The following is a 22,621-nucleotide window of genomic DNA, read 5'->3' as shown; positions in this document are numbered from 1 at the left end:
GAGGACGTCATGCATAAGTATAAAGGAATTGTTTTTGATTTAGACGGTACCCTGGTCAATTCACTGGAGGATCTGATCGATTCGGTCAATGGGATTATGAAATATCATCAATTTCCCACCCATTCCTATGAAGTGGGAAAACGGTTTATTGGCAGAGGGCTTAGAAATCTGACCCGGGATGCCTTGCCGGAAAAGTATCGGGATGATGAAGCCTTTGTTGACAAGTTGACAGAGATGGTACGGTCGGAGTATTCCGCCAACTATTTAAAAAAAACCAAACCCTACCCGGGGATTACCAAACTGCTTGATTATCTTAAGGCCAATGATATCCCCTGGGCGGTTTGTACCAACAAGCCTGATCTTGAGGCCAAAACATTGGTTAAAGCCCTGCTAGGGCAGTATGATTATGTGGATGTCCGGGGCTTTACCAAAGATGCCCTGCGAAAACCCAATCCGGCGGTGTCCCTGGAGTTGGTGGCCAAAATGGGGCTGACACCCCAGCAATGTCTTTACGTCGGGGATTCCACTGTCGATTATGAAACCGCGATCAGAGCCGAAATGCTGCCGGTTTTATGTACCTGGGGCTTTGAATCTTTTGAAGTTCTGACCAAGCTGGAAGATGCCATTTGGCTCCATAACCCGATGCGGATTGTCGATGCCCTGCGTTACGGTCGGGAAATGTACTCGGTATTTAATGAACACCCGGACCCCAACCCCGATGCCCAGAAGAAAAAACATCGCTAAGGCCCGGGAAAAAATTTAGCAATGAAAAAATGTAAACGTTAAACAATATGTAAACGAAAATCAAATTTACATATTGACAATAAAACCAGGTCTTGTTATAATAAAAAATTTTACTTTTGCTTTAATCTGTGGTATACTAACGTAGAGAAAACCACAGAGAGGTGAAGTTCATGCCAAAAGCTACGATTATGGACATTAGACGCGAGGTGGAAAATTATCTGGGCAGACGAGTCAAACTTGAAGCACATAAAAGCAAGAAAAAACTCTACCAAAAAGAAGGGGTAATTGAAAGCACTTATCCCAGTATTTTTACCGTCCGGGTTCAAGAAGATCAACGGAAAGAACAGAAACTATCGTTTAGTTATTCCGATCTCTTAACTCAGAGTGTGAAAATTGTATTACTAGATGAGAATGAAGCGGATGGGGCACTGTTGGTTTCATAACGACAAGATAAACGATTCACATAAAGGGAAGAACTCCGGTTCTTCTTTTTTTGTTGCGACAATCTTGCGTAATTCTAGTAGGTTTTTTAGCAAACCGATGGTATAATAACCGGGTATTGAAAATTTTGGAGATAAAAAAATGAATGATAAGAACCTGAAAATCGAATCGGAAATTGGCAAGCTCAAAAAGGTGTTGCTCCATCGGCCAGGTAAAGAACTGGAACGGATTGTCCCGGATTCGCTAAAAGAACTTTTATTTGAAGATATCCCTTGGCTTAAGCGGATGCAGGAGGAACACGATGCCTTTGCGGCTATCTTAAGAAAACGGGGGTCCGAAGTCTTCTATGTTGAGGATCTGCTAAAAGATATACTAAAAGACACCTCAGTCCGGGAAAGCATCATAGCTGAAGTGATTGATAAAAATCCCTCATCGGGCAACTATATCGATGGGTTTTTAAATGAATACCTGATGTCTCTCGACAGCAATGCTCTGGGCGATGCGTTGATTGCGGGAGTGCTGCAAAAGCAGCTTGATCATCTGGAACGGCATCTGGTCTTGACCGATTATTTAAAAGGCCCGGAACCTTATGCCTTTTATTTAAACCCGCTGCCGAATTTATATTTCATGCGCGACCCGGCGGTGACCATTCATGACGGAATGGTGATTTCGGCCATGGCCACCCGCACCCGCAAACGGGAAAGTCGCTATCTGGCAGCGATTTATGAGCATCATCCGCTGTTTAAAAACTGTGACAATAAAACCTTTTACCAGGATACCAACTTCTTTTCGGTGGAAGGCGGCGACATCCTGATTTTAAGCCCGACGGTAGTGGCGGTGGGCTGCAGTGAACGGACCGAGGTTCAGGGGGTGGAAGAACTGGCCAAAAACCTCTTTGCTGCCGAGATTGGGATCACAAAGGTGCTGGCCGTAAAAATTCCCAGCAACCGAGCCTTTATGCATCTGGATACCGTCTTTACAATGGTGGACGTCGATAAATTCATTGTTTACCCGGGGATTCTGGAACAGGTCGAAACCGTCATTATGACGCCGGGAAAAGACGGCTATCTGCAGTATCAAAAGCAGGACAGTCTCAAAGAAGCCCTCAAAGCAGTGCTTGGTTTACCAGCCATTAACCTGATTGAAAGTGGCGGCGGTAACCCGGTTGCTGCTGCCCGGGAACAATGGAACGACAGCACCAACACCCTGGCGATTGCCCCGGGGGTGATCGTGGCCTACGCCCGAAATGAGCGCTCCAATGAGGTGCTCACCCAAAATGGCATTGAAGTGATTGGGATTGAAGCCTCTGAGCTGGTTCGTGGCCGGGGCGGCCCCCGCTGCATGACCATGCCCTTGTATCGGGACGGGTTTTGATTTCGAAAATTAATTTATAAAATAAGCTTAACAAGCGATAAACGGAGGAAACATGATGAATTTAAAAGGACGTCATTTATTGACATTAAAAGATTTTAGCCCGGCGGAGATCCAGTATCTGATTGACTACGCCGCCGAACTCAAAGCCAAGAAAAAATCAGGGGTGGTGGGCGAACTGCTTAAAGGCAAGAACATTGTGCTGATATTTGAAAAAACCTCAACCCGGACCCGTTGCGCCTTTGAAGTGGCCGCCTTTGATGAAGGGGCCAATGTCACCTTTTTGACCAATAGTCAGATGGGTAAAAAGGAATCGATTGAGGATACCGCCATCGTGCTGGGTCGTTTTTATGATGGCATTGAGTTCCGGGGCTTTGAACAAGAGACGGTTGAAATGCTGGCCAAACATTCCGGCGTCCCAGTCTGGAACGGCTTAACTGATCTGGATCACCCCACTCAGGTGCTGGCCGATATGCTGACCATTCAGGAAAATTTCGGCAGTGTTAAAGGCAAACGTCTGGTCTATGTCGGCGATGCCCGAAACAACATGGGTAACGCCCTGATGATCGGTTGTGCCAAACTGGGAATGCATTTTGTGGCGGTAGCGCCGGAATCATTATTTCCGGAAGAAGCCTTGGTCGCTGAAATGAAGACCCTTTGTGAAGAAACCGGGGGAACCATCACCCTGACCGCTGATATAAGCACCGGTGTGAAGGGCGCTGACGCCATTTATACCGATGTCTGGGTTTCCATGGGCGAAGAAGATCAGATGGCTGAGCGGATCAAACTGTTATCGCCCTACCAGGTGAACATGGAAATGATTAAGGCCACCGGCAATGATGAGGTCATCTTCCTGCATTGTTTACCGGCCTTCCATGATCAGGAAACATCGGTGGCCCGGGAAGTTAAAGAGAAGTTTGGGCTGGCTGAAATGGAAGTCACCGATGAGGTCTTCCGCAGCAAGCATTCCAAGGTTTTTGATGAGGCCGAGAATCGGATGCATACCATCAAAGCCGTCATGTGCGCCTCTTTGGTTGGCTAAAAGGCCCGATTGATACGGGTGATTGATAACCAGGAGAACAACATGGAAATTAAAGATATTAAAAAATTACAAAACGGTTCCGATGTCCGGGGGGTGGCCCTGGAGGGGATTCCCGGCGAGGCCGTTAATTTTACCCAGGACATGGCCATGAAAATTGCCTTTGCTTTTGCTACCTGGCTTGAGCAAAAGCTGGGGAAAACCCCGCTGACCTTTGCCGTCGGCCGTGACAGTCGACTGTCCGGGCCTCACATCGCCCAGGCGGTGGCATTGGGGCTGGTCAGTCGGGGACACCAGGTCTATCAATGCGGCATCAGTACCACCCCGGCGATGTTTATGACCACCCTCGATCCGGTTATCGAGGCCGATGGGGCGGTAATGGTCACCGCCAGTCATCTGCCCTTTAACCGCAACGGACTGAAGTTTTTCACCAAAGAGGGCGGCCTCAATAAAGAAGATATCACAGCCATTCTGACGCTGGCTGAGACCGTTGAAACATCGTTTACCCCCGGCGGACAGGCCCGGGATTATGATTTTCTGCCGACCTATTCCCAGAATATTTTAAACATCATCCGGGCCAAAACTGGCAGCGAGCAGCCCCTGGCAGGCGCCAAAATTGTGGTTGATGCCGGTAACGGGGCGGGCGGATTTTTTGCCAGCCAGGTGCTTAAGCCGCTGGGCGCTGACACCACTGGCAGCCAGTATCTGGAGCCTGATGGCCATTTCCCCAACCACGTGCCCAACCCCGAGGATGCCGTAGCCATTGCCCATATCACCAAGGCGGTGTTGGACAACCAGGCCGATCTGGGGATCATCTTTGATACCGATGTCGATCGGGCGGCGATTATTGATGAAAAAGGTAACGCCATCAACCGTAATGGCTTTATCGCCTTTATTGCCAGCATGCTTTTATCCGACTATCCCGGCTCGACAATTGTTACCGATTCGATTACCTCCACCGGGCTAACGGCCTTTATTGAAAGCCATGGTGGCCACCATCATCGCTTTAAGCGGGGCTATAAAAACGTCATTAATGAAGCCATCCGCTTAAATAACGAGGGGATCGAAACCCATCTGGCCATGGAAACCAGTGGCCACGGGGCTATTAAAGAAAACTATTTTCTTGATGACGGGGCCTATCTGGTGACCATGGCGCTGATCAAGTTTGCCCAGTTGTTTAAGGCTGGCCAACCAATCAGTTCGTTTCTGGCCGGTTTAAAAGAACCGGTGGAAGCTAAGGAAATCCGCTTAAAAATTATGACGGGTGAATTTAAAGCCTATGGCGAAAACGTGTTGACGGAGTTTGCCGCTTTCGCTGCCAGCCAACCCGGCTGGACGGTGGTCGATCCCAACTATGAAGGGGTCCGGGTCAGCTGTGACGAGGCCGCCGGAAACGGCTGGTGCCTGCTGCGGATGTCCCTCCATGACCCGATTATGCCACTGAACATCGAATCTGATACAGTGGGTGGTTGCGCGGTCATTGAAACGGTCCTGCGCGACTTTCTGCACAAATTTGAAGCATTGGTATAGTCAAAAAAACGATAAAAAAGCCGGATGGCAAACCCCATCCGGCTTTTTTTTCGTTTAAACCATTAAATCAGTGTTCATCAATTTCCAGCCCGGCCACAAAGCCGTCAATCAGATCCATATGCTGGGACATGGCAAAGGCGGCGTTTAAGGGCTCCTTTGCTTTAAGGGCGTTTAAGATATGGCGGTGCTGGGTGTCAATCACCGGTCCCCGGTCGGGATCATCGAGAATGGCAATCCGGATATCCTTGATCAGGGCTTCAATCAGGGTTGCCGAGGACTGCAGAACATTGCGGATCATCCGGTTTTCCGAAGCCAGGGCGATTTCGTAGTGGAAGCGTTTGTCCAGCTCGGCCCGGACGGTTTCGTCGGTTTCGGTTTCGATGGCATCACAAATTTTTTCCAGACTGGCAAACCGTTCCGGTGTCATTTTTTTCGCCGCCAGCTTGGCCGCCTCCGTTTCCAGGGCCCGCCGCAGCTCTTGCACTTCGCTGAGTTGACCGTTGCTGAGCCAGAACATAATCGTCAGCGGCTGGGTCAGGGTATCTTCAAAATTTTCGGCAATAAAATTGCCTTCACCCTGCTGACAGACCACCAGACCGATCATCTCAAGGGCCCGGATCGCCTCCCGGATCGTCGCCCGGGATACCCCCAGCTGCTCCGCCCATTGCCGTTCCGAGGGCAGGCGGTCGCCGCTTTTTAAATTTCCCCGGATAATATTTTCTTTAATCTGCTCGAGGATCTGCAAATAGATTTTCGTATGGGCTATTTCTTTAAACATCTCAAAGTCACTTCATTTCATTCGATTTTTTATAAACATCATAATACACTATTTTACCACAGTCGCTTTTAAAATTCAAAAAGATCAATAGTTGGTAAATAAATAATTTCTGCACAGTTTGTCAAAACAGCTAAAGTAGTACCGACAATTGTTAGATCGTGTTGTACGCATCGGAGCGGACACGGCAAAGCCTGTCCGATTCCGCAGCGAACAACAGATTAACAATTGGTCGGTACGGTGCTTGTGAGGACAACCCGATCAAAATAAATATTTTCTGAAAATGTTATTTTATTACTTGACAAAGATTTACGAAAGACATATAATGGCAACAGGTTAGTGGTCTGACCACCAGACCAATAGTAGAATTTTATCAGAATTTTGTCAAGTGGTTTATGAATGGGTTTAAGAGGGTTTAACAGTTTTTGTCAACGGAAAATTCGGTTGACGGCGAAATTTGTCCACCAGGAGTGAAGTCCTTGCTGTCTGTGCCAAAACGGACAGCAAAAGAAATTTCGCAGCGGTCTTCACTTAAACAATGATTAGTAGAATCAGGCGTTTGTCAAACTGGGCCCAAAGCTCACGGCAGCTCGCAATAATCAATTTTATTTTATGGAGGGTGAGTATGAAAATACTGGTATGTATCAAGCAGGTTCCCGGCACGTCCAACGTCGAAGTGGATCCGGAAACAGGGGTTCTGATTCGGGATGGGGTTGAATCGAAGCTCAATCCCTATGATTTATATGGTCTGGAAACGGCATTCCGTTTAAAAGAAGAGTTGGGCGGCACCATTACGACCTTGTCGATGGGGCCGATGCAAAGTAAAGAGGTGCTACTCGAATCCTTCTATATGGGCGCCGACTCTGGCTGTTTATTATCAGACCGCAAATTTGGCGGTGCCGATGTCGTTGCCACCAGCTATACCCTGGCTCAGGGCGCCAAAAAACTGGGCGACTTTGATCTGATCATCTGCGGCAAGCAGACCACTGATGGCGACACTGCCCAGGTCGGTCCGGAAATGGCCGAATTTTTGGGGATTCCCCACGTCACCAACGTCATTAAAATTCTGGTGGCCGATGAAGCGGGCCTGACTCTGCAAATGAATATGGAAGAATCCTTAGAAATCCAACGGGTCCCATACCCCTGTCTGATCACGGTTGATAAGGACATTTACACCCCCCGGTTGCCATCTTATAAACGAAAACTGGAAATTTCCGAAAATCCCGAAATTACCGTTTTGACCCTGAAGGATATGTACGACACCGATGCCAAAAAATATGGTCTCAGCGGGTCGCCGACCCAGGTGGAGCGGATCTTCCCACCGGAAAGTAATGTTGAAAAAGTAAGCTTTGAGGGCGATGGAACCGTGCTGGCCCAGGCACTTCATGGCATTTTGACTGAAAAAAAATATCTGAGTAAAGATAATTAGGCAGGAAAGGAATAAAATCATGGCAGGAATTAAAATAATTACCGAAAACGTCGATCAGAAAACCTTTGAGGCACTGGCAGAGATTTGCCCCTTTGATGCCTTTTCATATGTAAACGCTCGTCTGGAAGTCACCGCCGCCTGTAAAATGTGCAAGATGTGTTTAAAAAACGGCCCCGCCGGGGTGCTGGAACTCGAAGAAGACGAAAAAATCAGTATCGACAAAAGCCTCTACAAGGGTATTACCGTCTATGTCGATCACATTGAAGGAGTGATTCATCCGGTTACCTTTGAACTGATTGGCAAGGCCCGGGAACTGGCCGCCGTCATCGGTCATCCGGTTTACGCCCTGTTTATGGGCACCAACATCACGGCCGAAGCCAGTGAGTTGCTTAGCTACGGGGTCGATAAGGTCTTTGTCTATGATCAGCCGGAACTTAAACATTTTGTGATTGAACCCTATGCCAACGTTCTGGAAGACTTTATCGAAAAGGTTAAACCGTCTTCGATTTTAGTGGGTGCTACCAACGTCGGCCGGTCGCTGGCCCCCCGGGTGGCTGCCCGTTACCGCACTGGCCTGACCGCCGACTGCACCATTCTGGAAATTAAAGACAATACCGATCTGGTTCAGATCCGGCCAGCCTTCGGCGGCAATATCATGGCCCAGATTGTTACTGAAAACACCCGTCCTCAGTTTTGTACCGTCCGTTATAAAGTCTTCTCGGCTCCGGAACGGGTCGCTGATCCCTGGGGCAGCGTGGAAGTGATGGAAATTGGCAAAGACAAGCTGGTATCCGCTATTTCGGTGCTGGAAGTCATTAAAAAAGAAAAAGGGATTGATCTGTCGGAAGCCGAAACCATTGTGGCGGTCGGTCGGGGCGTGAAGTGTGAAAAGGATCTGGAGATGATCCATGAGTTTGCTGAAAAAATCGGCGCTACCGTGGCCTGTACCCGGCCTGGTATCGAAGCTGGCTGGTTTGATGCCCGCCTGCAGATTGGCCTCAGCGGCCGAACCGTTAAACCGAAACTGATCATCGCACTGGGGATTTCCGGGGCCGTTCAGTTTGCCGCCGGGATGCAGAATTCAGAATATATCATTGCCGTGAACAATGATCCTAAAGCACCGATCTTTAACATTGCCCATTGCGGCATGGTCGGCGATCTCTATGAGGTCATTCCGGAACTGTTAAAAATGATTGCCGATCCGGAAAGTGCTGCCGCCGGGAAAACCGTGGCAATGCCGGAAGCCATGGAAACACCAGAAAGGATGGTTGGCTAAGATGAATTACAAAAAAGTGGAAACAAACGATATCGATTTTTTAAAGGCCCTGATTCCCGCCGAACGGATTTTTGTTGGCGATCAGATTGGTGAAGATTTTAGTCATGATGAGCTGGGTAGCATTCATTCCTATCCGGAAGTGCTGATCAAAGTCACCACCACCGAAGAAGTGTCTAAAATCATGAAATATTCCTATGATCATAATATCCCAGTCGTCGTCCGGGGGTCCGGTACCGGCCTGGTGGGGGCCTGTGTGCCACTGTTTGGCGGGATCATGTTAGAAACCACGCTGATGAATAACATTCTTGAGCTGGACTCAGAAAACCTGACCGTTACCGTGGAACCCGGCGTCCTCTTAATGGAACTGTCGAAATTTGTGGAAGAGCACGATCTTTTTTACCCCCCCGATCCCGGTGAAAAATCGGCGACCATTGCCGGTAATATCAGCACCAACGCCGGTGGTATGCGGGCCGTCAAATACGGTGTTACCCGGGACTATGTCCGGGGCCTGACCGTGGTGTTATCCAATGGCGAAATCATCGAGCTGGGGGGTAAAATTGTTAAGAACAGCTCCGGTTACAGCTTAAAGGATCTGGTGATCGGTTCCGAAGGAACCCTTTGTGTGATCACCAAGGCGATCTTAAAACTGCTGCCGCTGCCCAAGATGACCTTAAGCCTCTTGATTCCCTTTGATAATATCAGCGATGCTGCCGGAATTGTGCCCAAGATCATCAAATCCAAGGCGATCCCGACGGCCATCGAATTTATGGAACGCCAGACGATTCTCTTTGCTGAAGATTTTCTCGGTAAAAAATTCCCGGATTCTTCCAGCAATGCCTACATCCTCTTGACCTTTGATGGCAACTCCAGGGAACAGGTGGAAGCCGAATACGAAGTGGTGGCAAACCTTTGTCTGGCCGAAGGCGCCAAGGATGTCTATATTGTCGACACTGCTGAACGGAAAGAATCGGTCTGGTCTGCCCGGGGCGCCTTTTTGGAAGCGATTAAAGCCTCAACCACCGAAATGGATGAGTGCGACGTGGTGGTTCCACGAAACCGGATCGCCGAGTTTATTGAGTTTACCCATGAACTGGCCCGGGAAATGGATGTCAGAATCCCCAGCTTTGGCCATGCCGGCGACGGCAACCTGCATATCTATGTCTGCCGCGACCAGCTTGACCAACAGGAATGGGAAGCCAAGCTTAACGAAGCGATGGACCGGATGTATGCCAAGGCTCTGACCTATGAGGGTTTGGTTTCCGGCGAACATGGCATCGGCTATGCCAAACGCCAATATCTGCTTAATGATTTTGGCACCGAACATCTGGCTCTGATGGCTGGCATCAAACAAACCTTTGATCCGAAAAACCTGTTAAATCCTAAAAAAGTCTGTCAGATGTAGGAGGAGATATGGATAACCTGTTACTCTTCTTCATCGCCCTGATCCCGGTAATCTGGCTGATTGTCTCCCTGGGGGTCTTAAAGATCCCCGGCCAGAAGGCCTGTCCGATTGCCCTGGCGATGACCATTGTGCTGGCCATTCTGGTCTGGCAGATGCCGGTACTCGATAGCCTGACGGCTGCCCTGGAAGGGGCGGCGATGGCGATCTGGCCGATCTTCCTGGTCATTATTGCCGCGGTTTTTACCTATAATCTGGTGACCCATACCGGCGGCATGGAAACCATCAAAAAAATGATGAGTTCGGTCTCCACCGATCAACGAATTCTAGTCTTAATTCTGGCCTGGGGCTTTGGAGGTTTTCTGGAAGCCATAGCCGGGTTTGGTACCGCCGTGGCAATTCCCGCCAGCATTTTGGCGGCTCTGGGCTTTAATCCGGTCTTTGCTGCCATTATCTGTCTGATTGCCAACACCACCCCCACCGCTTTCGGGGCCATCGGGCTGCCGGTCAGTACCCTGGCCTCGGTGACGGGCCTCAATGTAAACGATTTGTCCTTTACCATTGCCATCCAGCTGTTTGTGATGATTGTGATTATTCCCTTCATTCTGGTCAGTCTTACCGGCAAAAGTGTTAAAGCCATCAAGGGGGTTTTCCTGATTACCCTGATGGCCGGTTTATCTTTCGGGTTGCCGCAGATTTTTGTCGCCAAGGTGCTGGGCGCCGAACTGCCGGCGATTGTCGGCTCGGTGATCTGTATGGCGGTGGTGATCACCATGGCCAAGGTCTTTTATAAGGATACCGCCGCTAAAGATGCCGAAAAGATTCCGCTCAAAACTGCCGTGATGGCCTGGCTTCCCTTTATTCTGGTCTTTGCCATTATTATTCTCTGTTCGTCGCTGTTCCCGGCCATTAATGGGCTGCTCAAGCAGGTCAGCACCACCGTGCAGATTTACACCGGCCCCCATGGCAAGCCGATGACCTTCTACTGGCTGGCCACCCCGGGAACCCTGATTATCATTGCCACCTATCTGGGCGGGCTTATCCAGGGTGTCAAGTTTGGGGCGATCAGCACGATTCTTGGTAAAACCGTCAAGCAGATGTTTAAATCCGCCATTACGATTATGTCGATTGTGGCCCTGGCCAAGGTGATGGGGTATAGCGGCATGATTGGTGTCATTGCTCAGATTCTGGTGCTGGTCACCGGCGATTTCTACCCCCTGATTGCGCCGTTGATTGGGGCCCTGGGCACCTTTGTCACTGGTAGTGACACATCGGCCAACGTGCTCTTCGGCGGGCTCCAGGTGGAGGCAGCCAATGCCATCGGCATGAGTCCCTACTGGCTGGCCGCCGCTAACACCGCGGGTGCCACCGCCGGGAAGATGATCTCGCCCCAGAGTATTGCCGTGGCCACCGCTGCCACTGGGATTATTGGCAGCGAGGGCAAGATTCTCCAGGCCACCATGAAGGTTTGCGCCGTCTATGTCATCATCATCGGACTGGTGGTCTATTTCGGAGCACCGCTGATTGTCGGGCTGTTGAGCACCTTTGGATAATTCGTATGTCAAATGAAAAAAGTAACGTATCATTTGAATGAAATAGTGCAATGTAGGGGCGATCCTTGATCGCCCGTCACTGCTCAAATGCCATATGAATCGATGACGTACTTAAATTCAACTGATATCAAATAAAAGAAAAATTAAATAAAGAGAAGTCATCTTTGAAAGTTAAGACATTAGCAGAAATTAGAATTCTGTTAATGTCTTTCGTCTAATCAGAAAGGATACGTTTATGGAAATCAAAATACCTTATGGAAAAGAAAAACAAGCGTTGGTGCTTGATGAGGCGTGCCTAAATGGCGTGTTGCTCTCTCAGATTGAAGACTATCATCCCGAGCAAACTGAGAGCGAGCTGGTGGCAGCAGCCATTGCCAACCCCGAGGGCTCAGATAAGCTTTGTCAGCTGGCCGTGGGCAAACAAAAGATCGTAATTATTGCCAGTGACCATACCCGGCCGGTGCCCAGTAAAATTATTATGCCGCAGATGCTAAAAGAAATCCGTCGGGGCAATCCCGATGCGGAGATCACCATCTTGATTGCCACCGGTTTTCACCGCCTGACTACCCGGGAGGAACTGGTCGCCAAATTTGGCGAAACCATCGTCGATCAGGAGCGGATTGTCGTCCATGATTCCGGTGATGACAGCAGCCTGGTGGAAATCGGCACCTTGCCCTCCGGCGGGGCGCTGATCATCAACAAGTTAGCAGCGGAGGCTGATCTGCTGGTTTCGGAAGGCTTTATTGAGCCCCATTTCTTTGCCGGTTTTTCCGGCGGCCGGAAGAGCGTGCTGCCGGGCATTGCCAGCCGGGTCAGTGTGCTGGCCAATCATTGCGGTGAATTCATTGCCCATCCCAAGGCCCGGACCGGGGTGATTGAGGGCAACCCCCTCCATATCGATATGCTCTACGCTGCCCGCACCGCCAAGCTGGCCTTTGTGGTCAATGTCGTGATCAATTCCGAAAAAGAGGTGATCTATGCCGTCGCCGGAGATTGCGATGCCGCCCACATCAAGGGCCGGACCTTTCTGGAAAAACTCTGCAAGGTCAAGGCAACCCCCAGCGATATCGTCATTACCAGCAACGGCGGCTACCCGCTGGATCAGAACATCTATCAGGCCGTGAAAGGAATGACCGCCGCTGAAGCCGCTGTCAAGCCCGGCGGGGTGATTATCATGCTGGCCAAATCGAACGATGGCCACGGCGGGGCCGCCTTTTTTAACACCTTCCGGGATGAAAAAAATCTCGAACGGATGCTGGCCGGTTTTGTCAGCACCCCCCGAAACGAAACCATCCCCGATCAGTGGGAAGCCCAGATCCTGGCTCGGATTCTTTTAAAAGCCAAGGTCATTTATATCTCGGCTGCCCCGGATGAGATGATTAAAGAATTCCAGATGACTCCGGCTAAGGATGTCAATGAAGCGTTGAGCTTAGCCCGGGAATATCTGAACAATGAAGCGGCCACCGTCACGGTGATCCCCGATGGGGTCGCGGTGATTGTGGAGTAAAAAAACCGAAAGGGAAAAAGCCCATTTCTTAAATTTGAAGCAGTAGGCTTTACAGATGATGAGTAGCATGGTACAATTATTTGTACAAGATATAGTACAAATAAGAATATGAGGTGGAAAAAATGTTAGCCGTAAATTATTCAACCATTCGCAGTAAGTTAAAAGATTATTGTGATAAAGCCACCGACGAAAATGAGACTGTCATTGTAACCCGTAAGGATGAAAAGAATGTGGTCATTATGAGCCTGGATAAATACAACGAAATCATGAGAACGGCCCGTAATGCCGAATATCTTGATATGATTGACCGCAGCATCGAACAAGTCAGACAGGGCAAAGTGGTTGTCAAATCAATGGCCGAGTTAGAGGCGCTGGCTGATGAGTAATCTGACCTTTTCGGATAAGGGCTGGGAAGACTATCTCTATTGGCAATTGACCGATAAAAAGATGTTGCGGAGAATAAATGAATTGCTAAAAGATATTCAACGAAATGGCTATACCGGAATTGGTAAGCCTGAGCCCCTGAAGTATCGTAAAGCATGGAGCCGGCGCATCGATTTGGAACACCGTCTGGTCTATGCCCTGGATGAAGATGGAAATATTTATATTCTTTCGCTCAAAGGACATTATCAGGATTAAAAAAAAGCGAGGTTTAAGCGGTTAAGCTTAGACCTCGCTATTTTTATAAAGCGGTAAACTTATAATTCACCCTGCTCAGCGGCCACCGGGCCATCCAGCAGCAGATAGGACTGTAACTTAATCGCAAAGACAAGGCTGTCGGGATGACTGAGGATTTCGGCCAGTTCCGGATGTTTTTCGGCGAACGTGGTCTTGATCGGCAGGACTTCAGCCTCGGTCAGGGGCGTAAATAGACCGGCAAAGGTCACCGAAACGATGTTGGCTCCCTGGCCTTGGTGCTGGCGGCTATCGACCAGGATACTGACCCGGGGATTGGCCAGCAGATTCTTAAATTTGCGCGACTCCCGGGTGGAGACCAGATAAAGTGTCCCCAGATCGTCGCTGGGCAGATAGGTCATCAACGAGCAATAGGGGTTGCCCGCGGCTTCGGTACATAAAACACAGAGGGAATTGTCGCGCAGAAGCGATTCCAGTTTAGCTAACATATTACCACCTTTCATCAGCGGGAGGAAGGGGAAGCCATCCTCTGGGCCGCATAAATAAATTTTGACAGGCCAGGGATGGTTCTTCTGAACCACCCGGATAATCACCGTAAAGGAATCCTTAACGGTTGCGGATGTTAATCTGATTATAGCACAGGTAGGTAGCCTTGGGTAAAAAATCAGCTTGAATGGGTGGGGTGGTGATGATTAATCAGCTGGAAACGGGGTATAACATAAACACCATAAACTAATTTTACAGGAGGTGCACGATGATGAAGGTTAGTGCTAAAAACTGGGGTTTGATCGGGTTTGTGTTGCTTTGTTCACTGGTTCTACTAACCGGCTGCGGTCAGCCGGCGGGGCAAAAAGACAGCTCTGATCAAGTGGCTGGACAGACGACGGAAAAAGAGAGCACGGATCAGGCTGGCGAAAATGTCAGTGATTTTTTCAACAAGGTGCAAATCGGTCAGACTAAAGCGGAAGTCGATGCGGCATTGGGTGTCACCCCGACATCCCCTGTGGAAGGGGCCTTTGATTATGTGGATGAAAATGGTAATGGGGTGACCGTCATTTTTATGGAACGGAGTCTCGGCGATGGCAGTCCCAAGGTGGCTTTATCGAAAAAGTTGATCGGAACCGAAAAATATATTACCGAAGCGACGGATGATCAACGGATTACCGCAGAGCAAGCCGAAAAAATTACCGAAGGGATGACCTATGATGAGGTCAAAGGGATTTTAGGACAGGACGGATTTGTGGTGAGTGAGACTGAAGGGAGTGGCGGTGCCATTACAACCGAACGGTATTGGGTCAAGCCGGGGATCGCCTCAATGCTCAGTGTCACCTTTGCTGGCCCAGCGGGAAGCGATCTCAGTACCTTTATCTTGAATTTTTAGAGACGATCAAGGATCAGATAAGGCTTAACAATTTCAGCTTATCAAAAAAGTGCCACCGCTTTTAGTTGTGGCACTTTTTTTAGTGAGGGCAGGGCTGGGATGATGCAGGGATGGCAGGGCTTGGTGGGCCGCCCGGGACTACCCCCTGGAGCTGGCCTTTCTTTATCAGGGGGTGCAGTTTTGTGAGCTGAAATCGGCGGCGGCGCTTAAAAATTTGACATTTGCTAAATAAAGTGAATAGGGGGAAGGAACGTGGCGAAAAACGGTGATTTCTTCTAGCCATTTAAGCGGTTGAGGCGTATAATTAAAAAGACTGACAAATTTTAGGTGCGTAACGAAATGAAGGGGGTCAAATTCATGGGGAAGAGCCATTTGTCTGAAGAAGACATCAAAGCCAGATACATCACACCGGCCATCACGACGGCCGGATGGGATCTCAATAAGCAGGTGCGATTAGAATACGCCTTTACCGCCGGGCGGATTATTTTGCGGGGCAATATCACCGCCAGAGGCAAGCAGAAACGGGCGGACTATCTGCTATCATATAAAAACAATTTTCCGCTGGCGATTGTTGAAGCCAAAGATCAGAATCATCCGGTGGGGGCGGGGCTCCAGCAAGCCATTGAGTATGCCCGGGTTTTGGATGTTCCCTATGTTTACGCCTCAAACGGCGAGGGTTTTGTGGAGCAAAATTTGCTTACCGGTACCGTCAGGGAACTGAAGCTGAGCGAATTCCCAGCGCCGGAAGCTTTGTATCAGCGCTACCGCGAGGATAAGGGCATTGACGGCGCCAAAGAAAAGGTGATGTTTGCGCCTTACTACTATGTGCCCAATTATAAAACGCCCCGCTATTATCAACGGGTGGCCATTAACCGGACCGTCGAGGCGGTGGCCAACGGGCAAAACCGGGTGCTGGTGGTCAGTGCCACCGGCACCGGAAAAACCTTTATGACCTTTCAGATCATTTACCGGTTATGGAAATCGGGCCTGAAGAAAAAAATCCTTTTTCTGGCCGACCGCAATGTTTTACTCGATCAGACCATCACCGGTGATTTCAAGCCCTTTTGCGGCAAAATGACCAAGGTACAGCATAAAAATCTGGACAGCTCCTATGAAATTTATCTGGCATTGTATCAGCAGTTGGCTGGCGATGAGGGCGAGGAAACCTATCGTCAGTTTCAGCCAAACTTTTTTGATCTGATTGTCATTGATGAGTGTCACCGGGGCAGTGCCCGGGAAGAATCGGCCTGGCGCAAAGTGCTGGATTATTTCACCGCTGCCACCCATATCGGCTGCACCGCCACCCCCATCGAAACCAAGGATGCCTCCAGCTTTACCTATTTTGGCGAGCCGATTTATGAATACTCCTTGAAGCAGGGCATTGATGACGGCTTTCTGGCTCCCTATAAGGTCATCCGCATTGGCCTTGATAAAGATCTTGAAGGCTATCGCCCGGAGCTTGGCAAGGTTGACAAACATGGCTATGTCATCGAAGACCGGGAATACAATATCAAAGACTTTGACCGCAATCTGGTCATTGATGACCGCACCCGGGTGGTGGCCGCCAAAATTACCGAGTTTTTAAAAAAGACCGACCGTTTCAGCAAAACCATTGTTTTTTGTGTCGATATCGAACACGCCGAACGGATGCGCCAGGCTCTGATTAATGAGAATAAAGATCTCTACGCCCAAAACGACCGCTATATCATGCGGATCACCGGGGATAACGACGAGGGCAAGGCCCAGCTGGAAAACTTCATCGATGAAGAAAGCTGCTATCCGGTGATTGCCATCACCAGCAAACTGATGACCACCGGGGTTGATGCCAAGATGTGCAAACTGATTGTGCTGGAGAACAACATCAACAGCATGACCGAGTTCAAGCAGATTATCGGCCGGGGCACCCGGCTGCTGGAGGACTACGGCAAAACCTATTTTACGATCATGGATTTTCGCAATGCCAGCCGCCTGTTTGCCGATCCGGCCTTCGACGGTCAGCCGGAAGTGGTGATTGACCTGGGTGGTGATGATCCGGTAATTGACCCGCTGCCCCCGACTGATGAAGGGGAAGGGGATGTTATCGGCGGCGATGGGGTTAAAGAAGACGGCGGGGACTTTGTCATCGGCGATCCCCCGCCATTTGTCGATGATGGAGACGACAAACCGAAAAAATATTATCTTGGCGATATAACCGTCCGGGTTCTTTCCGAACGGGTACAATATGTCGACAAGGACGGCAAACTGATCACCGAAAGCCTGATCGACTACACCCGCAAAAATATCCGCAACCAGTTTAGTAACCTTGATGATTTTCTGCGCAGCTGGACAAAAGCTGCGAAAAAGCAGGCAATTATTGAGGCGTTAAAAGACGATGGGGTGCTGTTGGAGGCCGTCCGGGAAGAAATGGGCCAGACCGAGTTGGACGACTTTGATCTGATTTGCCACATTGCCTATGACAAGGCTCCGCTGACCAAAAAAGAACGGGCCGAGAATGTCCGAAAGCGGCATTATCTGTATAAATATTCCGACACCGCCAAACAGGTGATTGAGGCGCTGCTTGATAAGTATGCCAATGACGGCATTGGCGAGATCGAAGATACCAAGGTGCTGCAACTGACAGAGTTTGCCAAAATCGGCAGCCCAATGAAGATCGTCAAGGCCTTTGGGGGTAAAAAAGCCTACCTTGAGGCCGTCATGGAACTGGAAAATGAAATCTATTATGCATAAGCAACATAAATAAAAGAAGGCAGGAAATAAATGGCAATTAGTAACTTAGTAAAACGCATCCAGGATGTAATGCGCAACGACTCCGGCGTCAATGGCGATGCCCAGCGGATTGAACAGATCGTCTGGATTCTGTTTTTAAAAATATATGATGCAAAAGAAGAAGCCTGGGAACTGATTTATGACAACTACCGCTCAATCATTCCCGACCAGCTTAAATGGCGGGAGTGGGCCGTCGATCATAAAGACGGACAGGCCCTGACCGGCGATGCCCTGCTTGATTTTGTCAATAACACCCTTTTCCCGACCCTGAAGAACTTGGAAATTGATGAAACCACCCCGATGAGTCAAGTGATTGTCCGCTACGCCTTTGAGGATGCCAACAATTACCAGAAAGACGGGGTATTACTGCGCCAGGTGGTCAATATCATCGATGAGATTGATTTTACTGAATACACCGAGCGCCACGAGTTTGGGGCCATCTATGAAGCCTTTCTCAAGGATTTGCAGAGTGCCGGTAATGCCGGGGAGTTCTACACCCCCCGGGCGGTCACTGATTTTATGGTGACGGTGGTTAAACCGGTACTGGGTGAAAAAATTGGCGACTTTGCCTGTGGCACCGGCGGTTTTCTGACATCGGCCCTGGCCGCCCTTGATGGGCAGGTGGGCAATTCCCTGGAGAAGCGGGAGCTCTATAACCGCTCGGTTTACGGCATTGAGAAAAAATCCCTGCCCCATCTGCTCTGCGTGACCAACATGCTGATCCACGACATCGATGATCCCAATATCCTCCACGGCAACGCCTTGGAAACCGACTATAAGGAATTGCGCAAGATGGACGCCTTCGATGTGATTCTGATGAATCCCCCCTATGGTGGCAGCGAGAAGGACAGCGTCAAAATCAATTTCCCGACAGAACTGCGGAGCTCCGAAACCGCCGATTTGTTTATGAATGTGATTATGTATCGGCTGAAGCAAAACGGCCGTTGCGGGGTGATCATTCCTGATGGCTTTTTGTTTGGCACCGATAATGCCAAGTTTAACATCAAGAAAAAGCTGACCGATGAATTTAACCTGCATACCGTTGTGCGCCTGCCCCACAGCGTTTTTGCGCCCTACACCTCGATTCGCACCAATATTCTGTTTTTTGATAAAACCGCCCCCACCAAAGAAATCTGGTTCTACCGGGTCGATATGCCGGAGGGCTATAAGAATTTTTCAAAAACCCGACCGATGAAGCTGGCTCATTTTGACAAAGCCCTGAGCTGGTGGGTCAACCGGGAAGAAATCGAAGTCGACGGCTTTGCCAAGGCTAAAAAATACAGCCTGGATGAGATCGTCGCTCGCAGCTACAACCTCGATTTGTGCGGCTTTCCCCACGAAGAAGAAGTAATTCTTGAGCCCCTGCCGCTGATTCAGGAATATCAGGAAAAGCGGGCTTCTCTGAATGACCAAATTGATCATGTGCTGGAACAGATTACGGCCATGCTTGAGGAAAATTAGATGAAAGCGCAGGATTTAAAAAACAGCATTCTGCAGCTGGCGATCCAGGGGAAACTGGTGGGGCAGCGGGAAGAAGAGGGCACGGCCCGGGAGCTGCTTAAAAAAATTGACGCCGAGAAGCAGGCGCTGCTAAAGGACGGGAAGATTAAAAAACAGAAAGCGCTACCGGGGATTACGGAAGATGAGATACCCTTTGAGATACCGGAGAGTTGGGAATGGGTGCGGCTTGGGGAGATAACTCATAACTGGGGGCAGAAAAAGCCTGATGTAACATTTGATTATATTGATGTTGGATCGATAGATAACATCAAAGGTATTCTTAGTAATAACGAAAATCTTATGAATCCAGAAGATGCACCATCAAGAGCGAGGAAAATTGTAAAAGAAGGTACAGTGCTGTATTCGACGGTAAGACCATATTTATTGAATATTTGTATTGTTGACAAAGAGTTTGTTCATGAGCCAATTGCAAGTACGGCTTTTGCGGTTTTACATCCCTTTAACGGCATTAATAGTTATTTTCTTTATTTAGTTCTTCGAAGTCCTATGTTTAGTTCCTATGTAAGTTCTGTAATGAAAGGTGTTGCTTACCCGGCAATCAATGATAATAGCTTGCTAGGTGGATTACTGCCTCTCCCCCCACAGGCTGAACAAAAACGCATTGTCGCAAAAATCGAAGCCTTAATGCCATATATCGATCAATACGATGCTGCCTATTCCGAAGTGGAAGCGCTTAATAAAAAATTCCCGGAAGAGCTCAAAAAGTCGATTTTACAGTATGCCATCCAGGGCAAGTTGGTTATGCAGCGCAAAGAAGAGGGCACCGCCGAAGTACTCTATCAGCAGATTCAGGCCGAAAAGCAAAAGCTGATTAAGGAAGGCAAGATCAAAAAGGCCAAAGCCCTGCCGGAGATTACGGACGATGAGATTCCCTTTGATATTCCGGAGAGTTGGAAGTGGGTGAGGTTGGGGGAGATTGTTTCAATTTTAGGTGATGGAATCCATGGTACACCTATATATAATGAAAAAGGTGACTACTATTTTATAAATGGTAACAATTTAAATGAAGGAATAATAGAAATAAAAGATAATACAAAAAAAGTTGATGTAGAACAATTTCATAAACACAAAAGAGAACTTAATAAAAATACAGTGTTGGTTTCAATTAACGGTACAATTGGTAATATTGCATTTTATAGTGGTGAAAAAGTTATACTTGGAAAAAGCGCTTGCTATTTTAACCTTATGATTGAAAATTTAAAGTACTATCTATACTTGATTATCAAGACAAAGTACTTTACAGATTATGCAATCAAAAGAGCGACTGGTACAACGATTAAAAATGTCTCATTAATGGCAATGAAAGAGTTTATCTTACCTCTCCCCCCGCTGGCAGAACAAAAGCGCATCGTAGCAAAAATCGAAGCTTTAATGCCGTATATCGATAAATATGAGTGCTGATTATTTAAATTTTGTAATGTAATTTGTGGCTTTATAAAAAGAAGGGTATGCAGATGAGCGAAAAAAACTACCAGCTTAGAACATTTATTTCAAAAATTTTAATTGCCCTTATTATATCATTAATATTTTTCAGCACGGTTAAAATCAATTTGTGCGTTTTCTTTATCGTGTTCGCATTTATATGGGCAGTGGTGATTATTAACAGTCGAATATCTGACAATATCAAGCTTTACGATTCTTTGATACTGATTTCACTTGGTATTCTTGCAGGCATTATTGCATTGCAATATGCCGAAATCCTAAAAATTGATGTGATTGAATTTAAGTTTATGAGTGCTTATGCGGCCTTTCTTGCGATGATCTCACTTTATACATGGCTCAAGAATTCACAAGAAGAAGAAACCGAAGCTCTAAAACCGCTAAGGAAAAGGCAAAGAGATTTAGAACGGCTTTTGTCTTATGTCGAAATGTTTGAAATCATTGCACTGAACGGGAGATGGGGAACTGGAAAAACATTTTTAGTTAACGAATTAAAGAAAAATCCGCAAATTAAGGAAAAGTACGAGATGATTGAAATTGACGTTCTAACTTGCGATTTGAATGAACTCTTGCTGATTCTAGTCAAAGAAATGGAAAGGCTTTTATTAAGAAATCGAATTGTTTCCAGGTATTCAAATAAGCTTAAAGTGTTATTAGGTAGCAACAAGTTTTTGGTTCAATTGCAGTCTTTGTTTTTGGACAGCACACAATCTTTTGCAGAGGCAATCAAAGGCCTGCAGAATGAAATATCACGCCTTAAAAAAGATGTTTTAATAATTTACGAAGATATTGATCGAATTAATGATGTGAATATTATAAAAAGAATCTTTAGCATCAATGAAAAACTTGCAAATAAAAAAATTAGAATCATATATCAGTACCATGAAGAAAATCTCAAAAATATGGGCTTTACTGATGACTATCTGGAGAAATACTTACCGTTCAAATTAAATGTGACTGAAAGTGACTTATTTGAGACGATTCTCTTTATCTTGAAAAAAGATATGATCAAAGAAAGTTTGCTTAAAATCGAAGATTTTAATTTTTTGAGAAAAGAGTTACAAGCTACAAAAACTACATTTCTAAGCAGTTATTTTGATATCGGTATAGAGGTTTATTCACAATTTACCAATTTACCTTTTCGTAAGGTTGAAAATTTCTGTGCCGAATTGGTTAGTACATTGAAAAAATATGATTATAAAGAGTATAAGGAAACGGTGATTGCGTTTTTTGTAGTAAAACATTTTATAACATCAGTCTACGAGCAATTAACCATTGAAAGAGGCTTGTTGGAAGCAATAAGGTTTGAGGTTGAAGGCGAATATTATTCGTTGGCAGAATTAAGAGAATTAAAAAAACAAGACAAACTTTGGACATATCAACTTCAGAAAATTATTGATATTGAAGAAAATAAAATGAAATTTGGCGTTTTGAATCTATTTAACTATGAAAATATTGAGATAGAAGACGATATACCGCCTGAAAAGAAGTGGAAAAATATGATCGAAGAATCAGATCGATCAATAACCCAAAGAATTAGTAATGAAAAGAAAGATCAAATCATTTGGAATTTATTAGCAGCTGGTAAATCAGAACTCACGGATTATGAATTTTGTGGAAAAAAGCTTGTTGAAGATGTATTTAGTGAACCGAAAGAAAGAAGAGTTGCAGCATATAATTTGTTTCGCCAATGTTTATTTACATTGAATAAGAATGAATTTGACAACGGAACCATGTTTTTGTTTGGGATTCCACCATTTATCCAGTTATTTAAAGCCTTCCGCACTTTGGTTTATAATGTACACGCTTGTCA

19 protein-coding genes are annotated in these 22,621 nt (G+C 47.3%); 17 read left to right on the top strand and 2 right to left on the bottom strand.

Going from position 1 to position 22,621, the window contains the following annotated elements; all coding sequences use genetic code 11:
* Positions 1-9: 9 nt before the first annotated feature.
* The 5 genes from B3F51_RS05365 (at position 10) to B3F51_RS05345 (ending at position 5,125) form a co-directional block, all read left to right on the top strand.
* The gene (locus B3F51_RS05365; RefSeq protein ID WP_070370456.1) at positions 10-744 is read left to right on the top strand and encodes an HAD family hydrolase; all 735 of its coding nucleotides are present in this window, start codon (positions 10-12) and stop codon (positions 742-744) included.
* Positions 745-914: 170 nt separating this feature from the next.
* Complete coding sequence (locus B3F51_RS05360) at positions 915-1,187, top strand: Veg family protein (protein WP_026395084.1); 273 nt, start codon at positions 915-917, stop codon at positions 1,185-1,187.
* A gap of 139 nt (positions 1,188-1,326) precedes the next feature.
* Positions 1,327-2,559: an arginine deiminase gene (locus B3F51_RS05355; protein WP_228881253.1), complete on the top strand. Its 1,233-nt coding sequence runs from the start codon at positions 1,327-1,329 to the stop codon at positions 2,557-2,559.
* A 55-nt stretch (positions 2,560-2,614) separates the two neighbouring features.
* On the top strand, positions 2,615-3,598 hold the full coding sequence (gene argF, locus B3F51_RS05350; protein WP_070370458.1) for an ornithine carbamoyltransferase: 984 nt from the start codon (positions 2,615-2,617) through the stop codon (positions 3,596-3,598).
* A gap of 42 nt (positions 3,599-3,640) precedes the next feature.
* The gene (locus B3F51_RS05345) at positions 3,641-5,125 is read left to right on the top strand and encodes a phosphomannomutase/phosphoglucomutase (RefSeq protein WP_286945912.1); all 1,485 of its coding nucleotides are present in this window, start codon (positions 3,641-3,643) and stop codon (positions 5,123-5,125) included.
* A gap of 67 nt (positions 5,126-5,192) precedes the next feature.
* Here B3F51_RS05345 and B3F51_RS05340 read toward each other — a convergent pair whose 3' ends face one another.
* Positions 5,193-5,903, bottom strand: coding sequence for a FadR/GntR family transcriptional regulator (locus B3F51_RS05340; RefSeq protein WP_070370460.1), 711 nt, complete (start codon positions 5,901-5,903; stop codon positions 5,193-5,195).
* Between the two features lie 622 nt (positions 5,904-6,525).
* On the opposite strand from B3F51_RS05340, the gene lctB reads away from it, so the two are divergent.
* The 7 genes from lctB to B3F51_RS05305 all read left to right on the top strand — a co-directional run bounded on the left by lctB (position 6,526) and on the right by B3F51_RS05305 (position 13,703).
* A complete protein-coding gene (lctB, locus tag B3F51_RS05335) occupies positions 6,526-7,329 on the top strand; it encodes a lactate dehydrogenase subunit LctB (RefSeq protein ID WP_070370461.1) in 804 nt (267 codons plus the stop codon).
* Between the two features lie 19 nt (positions 7,330-7,348).
* Positions 7,349-8,605: a lactate dehydrogenase subunit LctC gene (lctC, locus tag B3F51_RS05330; protein WP_286945909.1), complete on the top strand. Its 1,257-nt coding sequence runs from the start codon at positions 7,349-7,351 to the stop codon at positions 8,603-8,605.
* 1 nt (position 8,606) lies between these two features.
* Complete coding sequence (lctD, locus tag B3F51_RS05325; RefSeq protein WP_148638465.1) at positions 8,607-10,007, top strand: lactate dehydrogenase subunit LctD; 1,401 nt, start codon at positions 8,607-8,609, stop codon at positions 10,005-10,007.
* 8 nt (positions 10,008-10,015) lie between these two features.
* A complete protein-coding gene (locus B3F51_RS05320; protein WP_286945906.1) occupies positions 10,016-11,557 on the top strand; it encodes an L-lactate permease in 1,542 nt (513 codons plus the stop codon).
* Positions 11,558-11,792: 235 nt separating this feature from the next.
* On the top strand, positions 11,793-13,064 hold the full coding sequence (gene larA / locus B3F51_RS05315) for a nickel-dependent lactate racemase (protein WP_286945904.1): 1,272 nt from the start codon (positions 11,793-11,795) through the stop codon (positions 13,062-13,064).
* Between the two features lie 122 nt (positions 13,065-13,186).
* Positions 13,187-13,450, top strand: a complete 264-nt coding sequence (locus B3F51_RS05310; protein ID WP_070370466.1) for a type II toxin-antitoxin system Phd/YefM family antitoxin — start codon at positions 13,187-13,189, stop codon at positions 13,448-13,450.
* Positions 13,443-13,703, top strand: a complete 261-nt coding sequence (locus B3F51_RS05305) for a Txe/YoeB family addiction module toxin (RefSeq protein WP_070370467.1) — start codon at positions 13,443-13,445, stop codon at positions 13,701-13,703. Before B3F51_RS05310 ends, B3F51_RS05305 begins: the two co-directional genes overlap by 8 nt.
* A 59-nt stretch (positions 13,704-13,762) precedes the next feature.
* Here the strand turns inward: B3F51_RS05305 and B3F51_RS05300 are convergent, their stop codons facing one another.
* A complete protein-coding gene (locus tag B3F51_RS05300; protein WP_228881267.1) occupies positions 13,763-14,188 on the bottom strand; it encodes a pyridoxamine 5'-phosphate oxidase family protein in 426 nt (141 codons plus the stop codon).
* A 266-nt stretch (positions 14,189-14,454) separates the two neighbouring features.
* On the opposite strand from B3F51_RS05300, the gene B3F51_RS05295 reads away from it, so the two are divergent.
* From B3F51_RS05295 to B3F51_RS05275, 5 genes are all read left to right on the top strand, one after another.
* The gene (locus B3F51_RS05295) at positions 14,455-15,081 is read left to right on the top strand and encodes a hypothetical protein (RefSeq protein WP_286945902.1); all 627 of its coding nucleotides are present in this window, start codon (positions 14,455-14,457) and stop codon (positions 15,079-15,081) included.
* A 357-nt stretch (positions 15,082-15,438) separates the two neighbouring features.
* Complete coding sequence (hsdR, locus tag B3F51_RS05290) at positions 15,439-17,808, top strand: EcoAI/FtnUII family type I restriction enzme subunit R (RefSeq protein WP_286945900.1); 2,370 nt, start codon at positions 15,439-15,441, stop codon at positions 17,806-17,808.
* Positions 17,809-17,838: 30 nt separating this feature from the next.
* Entirely contained in the window at positions 17,839-19,308 is a 1,470-nt protein-coding gene (locus B3F51_RS05285; RefSeq protein WP_286945899.1) for an HsdM family class I SAM-dependent methyltransferase, read from the top strand.
* Positions 19,309-20,769 carry a restriction endonuclease subunit S gene (locus B3F51_RS05280; protein ID WP_286945897.1) on the top strand — a complete coding sequence of 487 codons (1,461 nt, stop codon included), beginning with the start codon at positions 19,309-19,311 and terminating at the stop codon, positions 20,767-20,769.
* A 53-nt stretch (positions 20,770-20,822) separates the two neighbouring features.
* On the top strand, positions 20,823-22,621 hold a 1,799-nt coding region (locus B3F51_RS05275; protein ID WP_286945896.1), incomplete at its 3' end, for a P-loop NTPase fold protein.

This window comes from Acetobacterium sp. UBA5834, assembly GCF_002435675.1.
Lineage (GTDB): Bacteria > Bacillota > Clostridia > Eubacteriales > Eubacteriaceae > Acetobacterium > Acetobacterium wieringae.
Note: the sequence above shows the minus strand (reverse complement) of the source record. Positions and strands in the feature narration are given on the sequence as shown.

Coding starts and splice junctions, on each gene's coding strand:
- B3F51_RS05280 (WP_286945897.1), top strand. CDS start 19,309: ATGAAAGCGCAGGATTTAAAAAACAGCATTCTGCAGCTGGCGATCCAG.
- lctB (WP_070370461.1), top strand. CDS start 6,526: ATGAAAATACTGGTATGTATCAAGCAGGTTCCCGGCACGTCCAACGTC.
- hsdR (WP_286945900.1), top strand. CDS start 15,439: ATGGGGAAGAGCCATTTGTCTGAAGAAGACATCAAAGCCAGATACATC.
- B3F51_RS05340 (WP_070370460.1), bottom strand. CDS start 5,903: ATGTTTAAAGAAATAGCCCATACGAAAATCTATTTGCAGATCCTCGAG.
- B3F51_RS05355 (WP_228881253.1), top strand. CDS start 1,327: ATGAATGATAAGAACCTGAAAATCGAATCGGAAATTGGCAAGCTCAAA.
- B3F51_RS05305 (WP_070370467.1), top strand. CDS start 13,443: ATGAGTAATCTGACCTTTTCGGATAAGGGCTGGGAAGACTATCTCTAT.
- B3F51_RS05365 (WP_070370456.1), top strand. CDS start 10: ATGCATAAGTATAAAGGAATTGTTTTTGATTTAGACGGTACCCTGGTC.
- B3F51_RS05360 (WP_026395084.1), top strand. CDS start 915: ATGCCAAAAGCTACGATTATGGACATTAGACGCGAGGTGGAAAATTAT.
- B3F51_RS05295 (WP_286945902.1), top strand. CDS start 14,455: ATGATGAAGGTTAGTGCTAAAAACTGGGGTTTGATCGGGTTTGTGTTG.
- B3F51_RS05285 (WP_286945899.1), top strand. CDS start 17,839: ATGGCAATTAGTAACTTAGTAAAACGCATCCAGGATGTAATGCGCAAC.
- B3F51_RS05345 (WP_286945912.1), top strand. CDS start 3,641: ATGGAAATTAAAGATATTAAAAAATTACAAAACGGTTCCGATGTCCGG.
- larA (WP_286945904.1), top strand. CDS start 11,793: ATGGAAATCAAAATACCTTATGGAAAAGAAAAACAAGCGTTGGTGCTT.
- B3F51_RS05300 (WP_228881267.1), bottom strand. CDS start 14,188: ATGTTAGCTAAACTGGAATCGCTTCTGCGCGACAATTCCCTCTGTGTT.
- lctC (WP_286945909.1), top strand. CDS start 7,349: ATGGCAGGAATTAAAATAATTACCGAAAACGTCGATCAGAAAACCTTT.
- argF (WP_070370458.1), top strand. CDS start 2,615: ATGAATTTAAAAGGACGTCATTTATTGACATTAAAAGATTTTAGCCCG.
- B3F51_RS05310 (WP_070370466.1), top strand. CDS start 13,187: ATGTTAGCCGTAAATTATTCAACCATTCGCAGTAAGTTAAAAGATTAT.
- B3F51_RS05320 (WP_286945906.1), top strand. CDS start 10,016: ATGGATAACCTGTTACTCTTCTTCATCGCCCTGATCCCGGTAATCTGG.
- lctD (WP_148638465.1), top strand. CDS start 8,607: ATGAATTACAAAAAAGTGGAAACAAACGATATCGATTTTTTAAAGGCC.